The organism is Marinobacter sp., from assembly GCF_048259445.1.
In the GTDB taxonomy this organism is placed as follows: domain Bacteria; phylum Pseudomonadota; class Gammaproteobacteria; order Pseudomonadales; family Oleiphilaceae; genus Marinobacter.
The window spans coordinates 71,865-86,968 of record NZ_JBLXHQ010000006.1; the positions used below are offsets into that span (position 1 = coordinate 71,865).

Sequence of the window (15,104 nt, forward strand, 5' to 3'; positions counted from 1 at the left end):
CTGTCCTTTGATTCCGACTCACCCTCGCCTTCCAGGTCAGGAAGCCAGGCTGTCCAGTGCTTCACGCATCGGGTTAAGCAGATCCGTCAGTGCCCGTTTAAGCTCTTCGATATCTGCCTGATTTCTGGCTATTGTATCGACCAGCACACTGCCAACAATTACACCATCGGATACCCGTCCCACGGCAGCGGCTGTTTCTGCATCGCGAATACCAAAACCAACGCCAACCGGAAGTGCCGTTAATTCGTGGATGTGTGCCACTTTGGCGGCAACTTCGTCCACGTTTATTCTGGCAGCTCCGGTCACACCGTTAAATGAAACATAGTACACATATCCCGAAGAGTGATCGGCAATTGCGCGAATTCTTTCATCCGTAGTGGTTGGCGCCAGCAGGAAAATCGGATCCAGCCCCCTCTGGGAAAACAGAGGTGCAACGTCATCGGCCTCTTCCGGCGGAAGATCCACCGTGAGAATTCCGTCTACACCGGCCTCCACGGCCGCGTCGGCAAAGACTTCATACCCCATGGCCTCAATAGGGTTGAGGTACCCCATGAGCACGACAGGGGTCGTGTCATTGGTTTCTCTGAACTCTCGCACCATCGCGAGGACACGGCGCAAGGATGTGCCGTGTTTGAGCGCCCGCTCACAGGCCAGCTGGATCACCGGGCCATCAGCCATCGGATCAGAGAAAGGCACACCCAGCTCGATAATGTCCACACCAGCATCAACCATGGTGTGCATCAGACCCACAGTTTCATCCGGGTGCGGGTCGCCGGCAGTAATAAAGGGAATAAGTGCCTTGCGTCCTTGTCCCTTGAGGGTCCTCAGAACCCCTTCAATTCGGCTCATGCCTGCTCCTGTCGATTAATCAGAGTTCTATGCCATCCAGCTGGGCAACAGTATGAATGTCTTTGTCGCCCCGGCCAGATATGTTAATCACGACCGTCTGGTCTTTATCCATCGTGGCTGCAAGCTTGACTGCATACGCCACCGCATGGGCTGTTTCCAGCGCAGGCATGATACCTTCAACCAGGGTCAGCATGCGGAATGCTTTTAACGCCTCGTCATCGGTTACAGACACATAATTGGCGCGCCCGATATCTTTCAGCCAGCTGTGCTCTGGCCCTACACCGGGATAATCAAGGCCTGCACTGACCGAATGGGTACCGGCAATCTGACCGTCTTCATCTTCCATCAGGTAAGTGCGGTTCCCATGCAGCACACCCGGACGGCCCGCACAAAGCGGCGCAGCATGCTGGCCTGTCTCGATGCCAAGACCTCCCGCCTCAACACCATAAAGCTGCACCGACTCATCCGTCAGGAACGGATAAAACATACCGATAGCATTGGAGCCACCGCCCACACAGGCTACCAGCGCATCCGGAAGTTTTCCGGTTTTTTCAAGCGACTGGCTGCGGGTTTCACGCCCGATCACGGACTGGAAATCGCGAACCAACAGCGGATAAGGGTGCGGGCCTGCAACGGTGCCTATGATATAGAACGTCTCATCCACGTAGGTAACCCAGTCGCGCATGGCATCGTTCATTGCATCCTTGAGAGTGCGGCTTCCACTCTGTACAGCGTGCACCTGAGCGCCCAGAAGCTTCATGCGGTAGACGTTCAGTGACTGGCGCTGGACATCTTCAGCACCCATGAAAACGTGACACTCCAGCCCCAGACGCGCGCATACAGTGGCCGTGGCAACACCATGCTGGCCGGCGCCTGTTTCTGCGATTATTCGTTTTTTACCAAGAAAACTGGCCAGCAGAGCCTGACCAATCGTGTTGTTAATCTTGTGCGCACCGGTATGGTTAAGATCTTCCCGCTTGAGCCAGATCTGCGCCCCCCCGGTTTCGCGGGTAAGACGCTCGGCAAAGTACAGCGGGCTGGGGCGACCGACGTAATCAGCAAGATCCTTGTCGAACTTGGCCTGGAACTCAGGATCCTTCTTGAGCCGAAGGTATTCCTTTTCCAGAGTCATCAGGGAATCCATCAGCGTCTCGGACACGAACCGGCCGCCAAAGGCACCAAAATGCCCCCGTACATCCGGCAGTGCAGTAAGCATTTCTTCAGTAAGTTTTACAGACACGGTGAACCTCTTTAATAAAGTCAGAAATTTTTTCGATGTCTTTGATGCCTTTGCTTTTCTCAACGCCACCGCTGACATCAACAGCCCAGGGCTTCACCTGCTCTACCGCGCGGAATACGTTATCAGATGACAGTCCACCGGCCAATATAAGTGGCAGGGGCCGGTCTGAAGGGATCAGATCCCAATTGAACGAATGCCCGGTACCCCCATACTGATCGGGATCCCACGCATCCACCAACAGCCCGGCGGCTGAGTCATATTCAGCAAACGCTCGTTCAATCTGCTCTGAATTCTGAACGCGCACAGCCTTTATCCATCGACGACCAAACTGGCTGCAAAAGCCTGCCGTTTCGTCACCGTGGAACTGAAGCAGATCCAGAGGAATACGATCAAGTACTTCCCTGACCTGTTCCGCAGATGGATTCACAAACAGCCCTACAACCGTCACAAACGCCGGTACATGCCGGGCAAGCACCTCAACCTGATCTATCGTAACCGCGCGAGGGCTGGGCTCATAAAACACGAACCCCAGGGCGTCTGCACCGTTTGCAACAGCGGCTCTTACATCCTCAACACGGGTCAGACCACAAATTTTGACGCGGGTGTTCATGATGCCGGTTCCGGTTTTTGTTTCGGGTGGATGTGCGTTGGATAAACCGGGCTGTTCTCTGCCCGACTGAACCAGGGCCTGAGGAATCCCGGACCACATTCTGCAGCAGGTATCCCAAAGCCTTCTGGATATCCGACATCTACCAGATACAAGCCGTCTGGAGGCGCCGTTACGCCCGCAAGCGTGCGGTCTTTTGCGAGCAGTATGTCACGAATCCAGCTCTCCGGCTGCTTTCCAGTGCCTACAGCCATGAGCGCCCCGGCTATATTCCGAACCATATGGTGCAGAAAAGCATTGGCCTGCACATCAATTACGACGAAGTTTCCTTTCCGGGTTACCTTTATTTGCTCAAGAAATCGCACGGGCGTTCTGGATTGACAACCAGCAGCACGAAACGAGGAAAAATCATGCTCTCCAACAAGCGCCTGAGCAGCCAAGTGCATACGCTCCGCATCCAGCTCCCGAAACATCCAGCTCACCTGCCCCCGCTGGATCCCGGGCCTTACCGGGTTGTTGTAGATAACGTAACGATAGCGTCTGTACACAGCAGAAAAACGCGCATGAAAATCGACACTGCCATTTCCTGCCCAGTGCACAGCAATATCGAATGGTAGAGCGGTATTGATACCCATAACCCACGAGCGAAGGTTACGGATGGAAGGCGTTTCGAAATGCGCGACCTGATAGCTTGCATGAACGCGCGCATCCGTGCGACCGGCGCAAACAAGATCTACAGGGTGATCGGCAACTTTTGTTACAGCCCTGGCGAGTTCGGCCTCAACTGAACGCACCCCCGATTTCTGAAGCTGCCAGCCATGAAAATTGCGGCCGTCATACTCGAAAGCCAGAGCAACCCGCCCGCCGCCGATGGCATTATCCGTTGTGAGTTCCTGGGGGTAGAGAAACAAGTGTAAATCCGGAAAGTATGTTGCTGTAAAAACAAAGCGCCGGCTGAATGCCGGGTCAATTCCCGGCGGCCGGCGCTTGCTGCCTCAGTTATCCGATTATAGCGGATCAGGACAGATTTTTAAGCAGATCCTGAGCTTCAGCCTTTTGCTCGTCGTCTCCTTCAAGGGCTACCTCTTCGAGAATATCCCGCGCTCCGTCGCTGTCACCCATCTCAATATAGGCTCTTGCGAGATCCAGCTTGGTTGCGGCTTCGTCAGTGCCTGCGAGGAAGTCAAAATCATCGTCGTCACCGAGATCATTTTCATCAATCTCTGCAGCAGGTGATTTCGTACCAGAATCCCGGACTTCATCAGAAGCGACCGGCAGATCTTCAACGGAATCCTCTTCGGCCAGGTCTCCAAGTGAGTCGACTTCGTCAGTCAGATCGTCCTCGCTGAGAGCATCGTCCAGTCCCAACTCGTCATCCAGGGACAACTCATCGTCTTCAGGACTGGTGTTGGCGGAATCCGCGGAATCCGAGAACTCTTCCATCAAGGCAAGATCCTCATCGGACACATCCAGCTCAAGATCATCAAGCGTGGACTCTTCCAGCTCAAGCTCACCAAGCTCATCTTCCTCGTTGGCAACTTTGTCCAGTTCTGCATCCAGCTCGTCCAGGAAAGATTCATCAAGGGAATCAATATCCGCGCTTTCCGTTTCAGGCGCAGGTTCCGGTGCCTTGTCAGAAGTAAGATCAGTCAGCTGCTCTTGGGGTTCCTCAGGATCATCGAGATCTATTTCGAGAGAGGAGAAATCACTCTCCTCGTCAGTTTGATCCGAGGCTGGATTGTCTTTGGTATCCGAAAGGTTCAATCCGGACAGATCGTACTCGATCAGATCATCACTGCTCTTTTTCTCCGGCTCGTCGCCTTCGGTTTCAGCAGATCGCTCTGTTTCTTCGAGGGTATCGAGATCGAAATCAGCAAGGTCAGAATCGAAATCACCGAATTCATTCTCGACCTGATCTTCACGGCTTGCATCATACTGGTCAGCGAGCAATTCATCTGACAGTGAGGCATCGGCATTCTCGAAATCTTCGGCTGCATTGAAAGGCTCCTGCGCCGCGGTCTCTCCTCCATAGGATCCGGAGCGAAGCTGCGACTCGAGGTCATCAATGCTAGGCATCGACTCAGCCTCTTCAAGACGTGAGCGAAGTTCATTTGCCTCGGCTGTTGCTTCATCGTCGTCCAGAGTCAGAATCTCGCCAAACTGTTTCTCGAACGATTCGCGATCCTGATTGTCTGCGTAGACACCCAGCAACTTGAGCCTTAAGTCAGTGCGGCTTGGTTCACGGGAAATAGCGGTTTCCAGAGTCTGCGCCGCCTGATCATAACGACCATAGGCAAGATAAGTGTCGGCTTCCTCAAGAGCGTTACTGGTGCCGCCCTGGTCCAACTCTTCTTCATCCAGACTCAGGTCGAAGGTATCTTCAGGGCCGTCTGGTTCGTTATTGAGCTGTTCGTAAAATGCTTTCTCACGCTTGGCATTACGCCGGGCGAGAAGCAGAAGAAGAAGCAGAAGGATTATCAGGCCGCCACCCAGGGCGATCTGATAAAACATGTTGCCGGTAATGGCATCGATCACATTACCCGGGAAGCCTTTTTCAGCAGCGACCGGTTCCGGTTTGGGCTCAGGCTGAACTTTGGCTTCCGGCTTCTCCGTCGGCTCTGATTGTGCAGACTGCTCACCAGTTACAGGAATTACATCACTGCTGGTCGCATCATCTGTCTGATCTGTGCCCGCAACTTCGTCAGTTGGCTGCATGTCGGAGTCTGTCGCAACAACGGAATCGGTTCCTGCGGTATCGCTTTCACCGACCTCCATACCTGCAGCTTCATCAGATGGGCTGACAGCTTCCTGGCCAGCATCAGACTCAGCGGTGTCCATCTCCCCCGCAGCAGTCGCTGGCTCGCCAGAACCTTCCTGTCCGGACTCAACAGCGGGCTCGTCAGCACTGCCGGCAATCTCTTCGGGCTGCTCAGGCGATTCGACACCTTCGCCGGAAACCGGAGCCGTCCGGGCTGCAGCATCCGCAGCATCATTTGCAACGGTAGTCTGCTGAATTTCTGCGAGCTGGCTGTTTTTCAGCTCAAGCAAGCGTTGCAGCGTTTGTACCTGATCCTGAAGGTCATCAACCCGGGTATTGAGCTCGTCGTTTTCCCTGCGGGCACTTTCAAGCTCTTCCATGGCAACCGCTGAACCGGCATCTACGCCACCTGCAAGCTGACCGTCTCCGCCAGCGGAGCCACCATCAGCCTCGCTCCGAGCGCCTTCATCATCAGCAACGAGGAGTTTGAGTTCATCACCCGCAGCGGCTGTTTCTGTGCCAGCGGCGTCTTTGGGCTGCTGAGCAACTGTCGCATCGACTGTGCGCCTGGGCTGCTGGAATTCCTGATTTTGCTGAGCAACCGTGCGAGTTGCCTCTGCACGGGTGCGACTACGAATCTGATCTGCAGAAGGAACACGCAGCACTTCACCACGCTTCAATCTGTTGATGTTGTTGCCGATAAATGCGTCCGGATTCAGGTCTTGCAGCGCCAGCATAACCTGCTGCATAGACAGGCTGTTATCGGGCCGCACTGCCGCAGCAATCGTCCACAAGGTATCAGATGCGCCCGTGGGCCCGAACGTATCAGAGCCATAGCCGGCGTCTGACACCCGTGACTGTTCAACCCTTGCCTGACGACGAACCGACTCGGCACTGCGCACAGAAGGTGCAGTCCGGGATTGGGCTGCCGGAGCACTTGAGGGCGCGCGAACCTGCTCAGAAACGCCGGATTCTTCCGCATAAACCGGAGGGTCTACCAGAACGGCATATTCACGCATCAGCCGACCGTTGGGCCAGGTCAACTCGAGCAGAAAGTTGAGGTACGGCTCTCGCAAAGGCTCCCTGGATGTGACATTGACTACCAGGCTGCCATCAGAGCGAGTCGCTACATCGAAGCGGAGTTTGCCAATAAACTGATTCCGCTGCAGGCCAAGCCGCTGATAAGCCCTTTCCGGAGCTATGTTCACGAACACATCACCGGGATCTATTCCCTGGCTTTGTGGCAGAACAATTTCTGCATCCATTGGCTCATTCAGATAGGACTGAAGTTCAATTTCACCCAGCCCCAGGGCTTGAGCGACGCCGGATCCGAGTCCTCCAGCCAGAGCCAGTGCAACAGCAAGCTTGCGTACCTTCATGCTTTTTCCTTTCCAGTCTCCGTGATTCGTGACTGCTTTTTCAAACAGAATCGGACGAGGCAGGGCGACTTCCGTCTGGATAATTCTGATTTGATATGTCGCGTGTTTAATTTTCAGTCCGGCAAGTATTGTTGATAAAACCTCTTTTATCAATCAATCAGCAGCAATCCTTGCAGCATTTATTTACCAGTTGCACGGAACTCCCTAGTGTCCCTGAAAATAACAGGGGCGGAGCCTGAAATCAGCCTCCGCCCCCTAACCGGCTTCCCGAAACCGGACACAGTTGGCATTTATTGCCTCTGTGTAACAATTCTTAACGTTCCTGCAGGATTCGCAACATACGGCGCAACGGCTCTGCAGCACCCCAGAGAAGCTGGTCACCAACCGTAAACGCAGAGATATACTCCGGCCCCATGGCCAGTTTACGAATACGTCCGATGGGCACGCTCAGGGTTCCGGTTACCTTGGCAGGAGTCAGCTCCTCAATGGTCGCCTCGCGGTCATTGGGGATGACTTTAACCCAGTCGTTGGCCTTTGCCAGAATCGATTCGATTTCCGCTACCGGGAGATCCTTCTTCAGCTTGATGGTCAGCGCCTGACTGTGGGAGCGCATAGCGCCAATCCGCACGCAAAGTCCATCAATCGGAATCGGGTTTTCCGAGCGACCAAGAATCTTGTTGGTCTCGACACCCGCTTTCCATTCTTCCTTACTCATTCCATTATCGAGCTGCTTGTCGATAAACGGAATAAGGCTTCCGGCGAGAGGCACCTGAAAGTGCTCTGTGGGAAAGCCATCGGAACGCATGGTTTCGGTAATTTTCCGATCAATTTCCAGAATCGCCGAAGACGGGTTTGCCAGCTCTTCTCCAACGCTGCGATTAAGCTCACCCATCTGGTTGAGCAACTCACGCATGTTCTGCGCTCCGGAGCCCGAAGCCGCCTGATAGGTCATGGGTGCAACCCACTCAATCAGATCCTGCTCCAGCAAGCCACCGAGGGCGAGCATCATCAGGCTGACAGTGCAGTTGCCGCCAATATAATCTTTCACGCCGCTATCAAGCGCGGCATCGATCACGTTGCGATTCACCGGATCCAGAACAATGACAGAATGGTCAACCATCCGCAGTGTCGATGCCGCATCAATCCAGTAGCCTTTCCAACCGGAGTCGCGCAGCTTCTGGTAAACCGCATTGGTGTAGTCGCCGCCCTGGCAGGTCAGCACAACATCCAGGGTTTTGAGGGTTTCAATATCGAACGCATCCTGCAGCGGTGGCACGCCTTCCTTACCAACATCCGGAGCTGGCTGACCAGCCTGGGAGGTGGTAAAAAATACCGGATCGATATCGGAGAAATCGTTTTCTTCACGCATGCGCTGCATGAGCACTGAGCCCACCATGCCGCGCCAACCTACAAGTCCAACTCGCTTCATGTGCGACCTTTGAACCTCGCTTTATGCCCGCCCGCAACCTTTATCGCTGGCAGGGACAGGATGAATGATCCCGCAGCAACCGCATCGTGTTGCTGTCGGGCGGTATTGTAAATTACAGAGCAGCCAGAACCGCATCACCCATTTCACGGGTAGAAACCCGGGTGCCGCCTTCCGACATAATATCGGCAGTACGCAAACCCTGATCCAGCACTTTGTTGACGGCCGCTTCGATGGCCGCTGCAGCCTTTTCTTCATCAAGGCTGTAACGCAACATCATGGCCGCACTTATAATGGTGGCCAGCGGATTGGCAATGCCTTTACCCGCGATGTCCGGTGCTGATCCGTGGCAAGGCTCATACATGCCCTGCTTTTCAGAATTCAGGGACGCCGACGGCAACATACCAATTGAACCGGTCAACATGGCTGCTTCGTCTGAAAGAATATCACCAAACATGTTGCCAGTCACAATCACATCGAACTGCTTGGGCGCACGAACCAGCTGCATTGCCGCGTTATCCACATACATATGGGACAGCTCCACATCCGGGTATTCGCTCTTCAGTTCGTTCATGATTTCGCGCCACAGCACGGTTACTTCAAGCACATTGGCTTTATCTACCGAGCACAGTTTTTTGCCACGTTGCTGAGCCGCTTCAAACGCAACCCGGCCAATTCGACGAATCTCGGACTCCGTGTAGGCGTATGTGTTGTAGCCCTGGCGCTCACCACTTTCGAGCTGACGAACACCTCGTGGCTGCCCGAAATAAATACCACCAGTAAGCTCACGCACAATCATGATATCCAGGCCCGAGACCACTTCAGGCTTGAGTGACGATGCGGAGGCAAGCTGCGGGTAAAGAATGGCCGGGCGCAGGTTGGCAAACAGCTTCAAATTCGAGCGCAGGCCAAGCAAACCTTTCTCTGGCCGCTTTGCCATAGGCAGGCTGTCCCACTTTGGGCCACCGACAGCGCCCAAAAGAATTGCGTCCGCCTTGCGGGCCTTGTCCAGGGTTTCATCCGGTAAGGGATTGTCTGCGTCGTCCAGCGCAGCGCCACCCACAAGGCCGGTTTCGAAGGTGATTTTCAGATCGAATTTTTCATTAATGGCATGCAGGACTTTTTCAGCTTCAGCAACAATCTCGGGGCCGATGCCGTCACCCGGCAAAAGTAGTACAGTTCTGGACATGATGGGCTTCCAAATCTTGATGGGCCGGGTCGGGTTTGACCCGGCAAGTTAATAAAGCTGCCTATTGGCCTGCCCCAAACAACCATGGAGCGGTCTGGCGACGCTGATCTTCATAAGTCTTGATCAGCTCGGCGTCTTCCAGGGTTACGCCAATATCATCAAGGCCGTTAAGCAGACAGTGGCGACGGAAGTCGTCTACATCAAATCCGAACGACTCGCCAGACGGCGTGATGACTGTTCTGGCCTCCAGATCTACCTTCAGTTCATACCCTTCCGAAGCTTCAGCTTCCTGAAACAACCGATCAACAATTTTCTCTTCAAGAACAATTGGTAACAAGCCATTCTTAAAGCAGTTATTGTAAAAAATATCGGCAAAACTCGGGGCAATAAAAACCCGGAAACCGTAATCTTCAAGAGCCCAGGGGGCGTGTTCACGGCTGGAGCCGCAACCAAAATTACTGCGTGCCAGGAGCACGCTGGCATTTTTGTATCGGGGCTGATTGAGCACAAAATCCGGATTCACCGGGCGCTGTGAGCTGTCCTGATCAGGCTTGCCTTCATCCAGATAGCGCAGCTCATCAAACAGGTTCGGGCCAAAGCCCGTGCGCTTGATGGATTTAAGAAACTGCTTGGGGATAATCATGTCCGTATCCACATTGGAACGGTCCATGGGGGCCACAAGGCCCTGGTGTTGCGTAAATGCGCGCATGGTTCAGTTCTCTCCTGTGGCTCAGTTCAGCAGTTCGCGAACATCAACGAAATGACCGGCTATTGCGGCGGCGGCGGCCATAGCCGGGCTCACCAGATGAGTCCGCCCCCCAAAGCCCTGCCGGCCCTCAAAATTACGGTTCGACGTAGACGCACAGTGTTCGCCCTGCCCGAGCTTGTCCGCGTTCATGGCCAGACACATGGAACAACCAGGGTCACGCCACTCGAGTCCCGCTTCAATGAAGATTCTGTCCAGACCTTCCGCTTCCGCCTGTTCTTTTACCAGACCGGAACCCGGAACAACCATCGCCTGCTTGAGACTGTCTGCTACCTTGCGGCCTTTGACTATAACTGCCGCCTCACGAAGATCTTCAATACGGCTGTTTGTGCAGGAGCCGATAAATACCCTGTCGAGCTTGATATCAGTGATCGCCTGATTAGGCTGCAATCCCATGTACTTCAGTGCCCGCTCAATGCCTTCACGTTTGATCGGGTCTTCTTCTTTCGCCGGGTCCGGTACTTTACCGGTAACGTCCGTAACCATTTCCGGAGACGTGCCCCAACTAACCTGCGGAAGAATATCAGCGCCCTCGAGCTCAACGACCTTGTCAAACTCCGCATCCAGATCGCTGTGCAAGGTACGCCAGTATTTAACAGCAGCCTCCCAGGTTTCACCCTTGGGCGAGAATGGGCGGCCTTTTACGTAGTCGATGGTGGTACCGTCAACGGCTATCAAACCAACCCGGGCACCGGCTTCGATGGCCATGTTGCAGATGGTCATCCGGCCCTCCATGCTCAGGTTCTGAATGGCCTGTCCTCCGAATTCAATTGCATGACCGGTACCGCCGGCGGTACCGATTTTAGCGATAATCGCCAGTACAACGTCCTTGCCGGTCACACCCTTGCCCAGCTCTCCATTCACCTTGACCAGCATATTTTTCATTTTCTGCTGAACCAGGCACTGAGTCGCCAGTACATGCTCAACCTCGGACGTACCGATACCGTGGGCAAGGCAACCAAACGCACCGTGGGTAGACGTATGCGAATCGCCGCAAACAATGGTCATGCCTGGCAGCGTTGCGCCCTGCTCCGGGCCCATCACATGCACAATACCCTGACGCTTATCCATAATCTTGAATTCGAGAATCCCGAACTCATCGCAGTTCTTGCCAAGCGTCTCTACCTGGATACGGGACACCGGATCAACGATACCGTCGATGCCTTTCGCACGATCAGTGGTCGGAACGTTGTGATCCGGCGTGGCCAGGTTGGCATCAATGCGCCAGGGCTTACGATTTGCAAGGCGCAGCCCCTCAAAAGCCTGAGGCGATGTGACTTCGTGCAGGAGTTGCCGGTCAATGTATATCAGCGCAGAACCATCATCCCGCTGCTTGACCAGATGGTCGTCCCACAATTTGTCGTATAAGGTCTTACCCGCCATGATTCTCTCTCACTCTCTGGAGGCACAGTTTGTCATTCTCTATGCACATCATACCGCCCGCTCACAAATAACCGCAATTCATGTTTCTCATTCATCGCATTCCATATAGTTATACGATAATCTTTTCCTGTCGGAACTGATCAGGAACAGGAATCTTGGACTCAAACGCCCTTAAAGCCTTTATCACCATCGTCGATCAGGGCTCCTTCTCGGAAGCCGCCGAAATGCTGCATCTGACCCAACCCGCCATCAGCAAACGTCTCGCTGCTCTGGAAAACCAGCTTGGCACTACTCTGGTGGATCGCAGCCACCGGCAAATACGCTTAACCGATTCTGGCGCCAGGCTGCTGCCTCACGCCCGCAAAATTCTCGATGAAATCCACAATGCCCGGATTGCACTCTCCCCTGATTCGGGTTTGATCGAAGGTGAATTGCAGATTATTGCCAGCCATCACATAGGCCTTCACCACCTGCCAAACTGGCTGCGCCGATTCAAGCGGGAATACCCTCAGGTCGCCATCAATCTGCAATTTATGGAATCGGACGCGGCCTATGAGCAAATGCGCAAACGCAACGCTGAACTGGCCTTCGTCACACTGAGCGACAGCATGGTTCCCGGTTTTGACGTTTTTGCCCATTGGCCAGACCACATGGCATTTGTAGTAGGTGCGGATCATCCTTTGGCTCTTCTGGAAGGACCAAAACTGGCGGACCTGGCGAACCACCCCGCCCTGCTGCCCGACACCTCAACATCGACCTACCGAGTGATAAGCCGCCTGTTTCTCGAAAAAAACCTGCCCCTGCACCCGCAAATGCCGACCAATTACCTGGAAACCCTGAAAATGATGACCAGTGTTGGCCTGGGCTGGAGCGTACTTCCGTTGCGCATGGTCGACGGGAGCCTGAAAGTACTCGAAGGCGTGCTGGCAACTGAAACCGAGGCCGAACATCGGGTTTCCCGCGTGCTCGGCGCTATCGGGCTTACCGGCAGACAACCCGGTAACGCCGCGAAAGCGCTCTTGTCCATTGTTCAGGAAGAGGAAGAAGGCTCCGCGTGAGCATCAGGCGGGGCCTGCAGCCCCCGGGCTGTAATAACGATGGCAATGGCCATGGCAATCGCCCCACCCCAGAAAGCCGCAGACGTACTGAAGCCTTCTACCAGAAAGCCCGACATCCATGCTCCCAGCGCACCACCAGCGCCAAACGTCAGCCCACTGTACAACGCCTGCCCCTGACCATGATGGTGCTGACCAAAAAAACCCTGAACATACTGCACCGAAACCGCATGAAGCGCAGCGTAAGAAGCCGCGTGCAGCAGCTGGGCGAACAGCAGCACCGAAAGAAAATCCGTTAACTCCGCAATCAACACCCACCGGATCATCGTCAGCACCAAAGCACCTATCGCAATCTGGCGTACCGTGAAGAGCCGTGTCAGGCGATGCATCACCAGAAACAGCCCGATCTCCGAAATTACCCCGAGCGACCAAAGCAATCCGATCGCCAGATTGCCGTAGCCGTGCTGCTCCAGATGAATACTGAAAAACGTGTAGTATGCGCCGTGGGAAACCTGCAACAGAAAATTCATCAGGAAAAACGCGACCACCGCCGGATGCGTCATAATAGCCCGCAAACTCCCCTTCGGTGCAGGCGACTTGCGCTCCCCCTGATCAGCCGGCAAAAGAAAAGCCGACACACAAATCCCCACAAATACCGGTAAAAGCAACCAGGGCAACCAGCCGATAGATATCCACTCCAGTATCAGGCCAACCCCGGCCACAGAGCCAATAAAACCAACTGATCCCCACAGCCGCACCTTGCCATACTTCTCCCGATGCTCCCCGAGAGAGCGCAGCGTGATCACCTCATACAGCGGAAGAATGGCGTTCCAGAAAAAAGTAAACGCCAGCATGACCAACAGCAGCCCATAAAACCCCGGCTCAAGAAAAACCCCTGCAAACAGCAAAGAACCGGTTATCGCCCCGAACCGGACAAGCCTTACCCTCTGGCCGGTTTTATCCCCCAGATGTCCCCACAGGCTTGGTGCCACAATTTTCGTGAGCTGAATAGTCGCCATCAAAGTGGCTATTTGCAGATAGGAAAACCCCTGCCCCTGGAGGTACAAAGACCAATAAGGCAAAAGCCCGCCCAGAAGAGCGAAAAACCAGAAGTAGAGATTAGAAAGGCGCCAGTAAATACCCATTCTCCCCACAAATGCAGATAGTTGAGAAGTATACGCGGCGGATAGACGTAAAATGCCGGTTAGCTTGGGCTGGCCAGGTCATTCAAAAACGTGGAGCGCCAGGGATGGCGCGACCGAGCCCTACACGGACGTATTAACGGGCGCTTTTTGATTGACCTGGCCAGCACGAGCGGCTATTCCGATACAGAGGTCATGCCGATCAGAGCTGCCCAATAACAGGCGTTGAAACAGCAACATCCCCATTCTGACCACGATGGCGCAAATAATGATCCATCAACACAATCGCCATCATCGCCTCAGCAATCGGCGTAGCCCGGATACCTACACAAGGATCGTGCCGCCCCGTGGTAATAACCTCCACCGGATTGCCATTCACATCAATGCTACGCCCCGGCAAACGCAAACTCGACGTCGGCTTCAACGCAATGCTTGCAAGAATCGGCTGCCCCGAAGAAATCCCCCCCAGAACACCGCCTGCATGATTTGAAAGAAAACCTTCCGGAGTCATCTCATCACGGTGCGCCGTGCCTTTCTGGGCAACACACCCAAAGCCCGCACCAATCTCAACGCCCTTCACCGCATTGATACTCATCAGCGCATGGGCAAGGTCTGCATCCAACCGATCAAAAACCGGCTCACCCAGCCCCGGCGGCACACCTTCAGCCACCACATTGATCCGTGCCCCGATAGAGTCTCCTTCCTTACGAAGAGCATCCATGTAGGCCTCCATCTCCGGAACCTTATCGGCATCCGGGCAGAAAAACGGATTCTGATGCACCTGATCCCAGTCCAGCTTTTCCGCGCGGATCGGACCGAGCTCAGACAAATACCCGCGAATTTGAATGCCCAGTCGCTGCTCCAGAAACTTCCTTGCCACAGCGCCAGCTGCGACCCGCATAGCGGTCTCGCGTGCCGAAGAGCGGCCACCGCCACGATAATCGCGCACACCGTACTTGTGCATGTAGGTGTAATCGGCGTGAGCCGGACGGAACTGCTCCGAAATTTTCGAATAATCCTTAGAACGCTGATCGGTGTTCTCGATAATCAGACCGATCGGCGTGCCGGTGGTTTTGCCCTCAAACACACCGGAAAGAATGCGAACTTCATCCGCTTCCCGGCGCTGAGTCGTGTGCCGTGATGTGCCGGGCTTGCGGCGATCAAGATCAGCCTGCATATCCGCTTCCGAGAGTTCCAGACCCGGAGGGCAGCCGTCAATAATGCAACCCAGCGCAGCCCCATGGCTCTCGCCGAAAGTGGTGACGGTAAACAGCTTTCCAAAAGTATTTCCTGACATAATTCAATATCTT

At 54.5% G+C, this 15,104-nt stretch carries 12 protein-coding genes; 1 reads left to right on the top strand and 11 read right to left on the bottom strand.

All coding sequences use genetic code 11. From position 1 onward, the window contains the following. Positions 1 to 36: 36 nt before the first annotated feature. The 9 genes from trpA to leuC all read right to left on the bottom strand — a co-directional run bounded on the left by trpA (position 37) and on the right by leuC (position 11,597). Positions 37 to 849 carry a tryptophan synthase subunit alpha gene (gene trpA, locus ACN0RL_RS06450; RefSeq protein ID WP_417514889.1) on the bottom strand — a complete coding sequence of 271 codons (813 nt, stop codon included), beginning with the start codon at positions 847 to 849 and terminating at the stop codon, positions 37 to 39. Positions 850 to 868: 19 nt separating this feature from the next. Further along, on the bottom strand, positions 869 to 2,065 hold the full coding sequence (gene trpB, locus ACN0RL_RS06455) for a tryptophan synthase subunit beta (protein ID WP_417515022.1): 1,197 nt from the start codon (positions 2,063 to 2,065) through the stop codon (positions 869 to 871). A gap of 4 nt (positions 2,066 to 2,069) precedes the next feature. After that, a complete protein-coding gene (locus tag ACN0RL_RS06460) occupies positions 2,070 to 2,699 on the bottom strand; it encodes a phosphoribosylanthranilate isomerase (protein ID WP_417514891.1) in 630 nt (209 codons plus the stop codon). Then, positions 2,696 to 3,607, bottom strand: a complete 912-nt coding sequence (gene truA / locus ACN0RL_RS06465) for a tRNA pseudouridine(38-40) synthase TruA (RefSeq protein ID WP_417514893.1) — start codon at positions 3,605 to 3,607, stop codon at positions 2,696 to 2,698. The genes ACN0RL_RS06460 and truA overlap by 4 nt, the downstream gene beginning before the upstream one ends. A 106-nt stretch (positions 3,608 to 3,713) precedes the next feature. Continuing rightward, positions 3,714 to 6,833 carry a FimV/HubP family polar landmark protein gene (locus ACN0RL_RS06470; protein ID WP_417514895.1) on the bottom strand — a complete coding sequence of 1,040 codons (3,120 nt, stop codon included), beginning with the start codon at positions 6,831 to 6,833 and terminating at the stop codon, positions 3,714 to 3,716. Positions 6,834 to 7,146: 313 nt separating this feature from the next. Then, a complete protein-coding gene (asd, locus tag ACN0RL_RS06475; protein ID WP_417514897.1) occupies positions 7,147 to 8,262 on the bottom strand; it encodes an aspartate-semialdehyde dehydrogenase in 1,116 nt (371 codons plus the stop codon). Positions 8,263 to 8,374: 112 nt separating this feature from the next. Continuing rightward, positions 8,375 to 9,448, bottom strand: coding sequence for a 3-isopropylmalate dehydrogenase (gene leuB, locus ACN0RL_RS06480; RefSeq protein WP_417514899.1), 1,074 nt, complete (start codon positions 9,446 to 9,448; stop codon positions 8,375 to 8,377). Between the two features lie 61 nt (positions 9,449 to 9,509). After that, positions 9,510 to 10,157 (bottom strand): 3-isopropylmalate dehydratase small subunit, encoded by a 648-nt coding sequence (gene leuD / locus ACN0RL_RS06485; RefSeq protein ID WP_417514901.1) that lies wholly within the window; start codon positions 10,155 to 10,157, stop codon positions 9,510 to 9,512. 21 nt (positions 10,158 to 10,178) lie between these two features. Beyond that, positions 10,179 to 11,597, bottom strand: coding sequence for a 3-isopropylmalate dehydratase large subunit (gene leuC / locus ACN0RL_RS06490; protein WP_417514903.1), 1,419 nt, complete (start codon positions 11,595 to 11,597; stop codon positions 10,179 to 10,181). 155 nt (positions 11,598 to 11,752) lie between these two features. On the opposite strand from leuC, the gene ACN0RL_RS06495 reads away from it, so the two are divergent. Continuing rightward, the gene (locus ACN0RL_RS06495) at positions 11,753 to 12,655 is read left to right on the top strand and encodes a LysR family transcriptional regulator (protein ID WP_417514905.1); all 903 of its coding nucleotides are present in this window, start codon (positions 11,753 to 11,755) and stop codon (positions 12,653 to 12,655) included. On the opposite strand, the gene ACN0RL_RS06500 is transcribed toward ACN0RL_RS06495, so the two are convergent. After that, the gene (locus ACN0RL_RS06500; RefSeq protein ID WP_417514907.1) at positions 12,628 to 13,797 is read right to left on the bottom strand and encodes an MFS transporter; all 1,170 of its coding nucleotides are present in this window, start codon (positions 13,795 to 13,797) and stop codon (positions 12,628 to 12,630) included. The two genes, ACN0RL_RS06495 and ACN0RL_RS06500, sit on opposite strands and share 28 nt — an antisense overlap. Positions 13,798 to 13,996: 199 nt before the next feature. Further along, positions 13,997 to 15,091: a chorismate synthase gene (gene aroC, locus ACN0RL_RS06505; protein ID WP_417514909.1), complete on the bottom strand. Its 1,095-nt coding sequence runs from the start codon at positions 15,089 to 15,091 to the stop codon at positions 13,997 to 13,999. Positions 15,092 to 15,104 lie beyond the last annotated feature (13 nt).

Excerpts from the sequence above, each read along its gene's own strand:
- trpA (WP_417514889.1), bottom strand. The coding sequence starts at position 849 with ATGAGCCGAATTGAAGGGGTTCTGAGGACCCTCAAGGGACAAGGACGC.
- trpB (WP_417515022.1), bottom strand. The coding sequence starts at position 2,065 with ATGCTTACTGCACTGCCGGATGTACGGGGGCATTTTGGTGCCTTTGGC.
- ACN0RL_RS06460 (WP_417514891.1), bottom strand. The coding sequence starts at position 2,699 with ATGAACACCCGCGTCAAAATTTGTGGTCTGACCCGTGTTGAGGATGTA.
- ACN0RL_RS06470 (WP_417514895.1), bottom strand. The coding sequence starts at position 6,833 with ATGAAGGTACGCAAGCTTGCTGTTGCACTGGCTCTGGCTGGAGGACTC.
- asd (WP_417514897.1), bottom strand. The coding sequence starts at position 8,262 with ATGAAGCGAGTTGGACTTGTAGGTTGGCGCGGCATGGTGGGCTCAGTG.
- leuB (WP_417514899.1), bottom strand. The coding sequence starts at position 9,448 with ATGTCCAGAACTGTACTACTTTTGCCGGGTGACGGCATCGGCCCCGAG.
- leuD (WP_417514901.1), bottom strand. The coding sequence starts at position 10,157 with ATGCGCGCATTTACGCAACACCAGGGCCTTGTGGCCCCCATGGACCGT.
- leuC (WP_417514903.1), bottom strand. The coding sequence starts at position 11,597 with ATGGCGGGTAAGACCTTATACGACAAATTGTGGGACGACCATCTGGTC.
- ACN0RL_RS06500 (WP_417514907.1), bottom strand. The coding sequence starts at position 13,797 with ATGGGTATTTACTGGCGCCTTTCTAATCTCTACTTCTGGTTTTTCGCT.
- aroC (WP_417514909.1), bottom strand. The coding sequence starts at position 15,091 with ATGTCAGGAAATACTTTTGGAAAGCTGTTTACCGTCACCACTTTCGGC.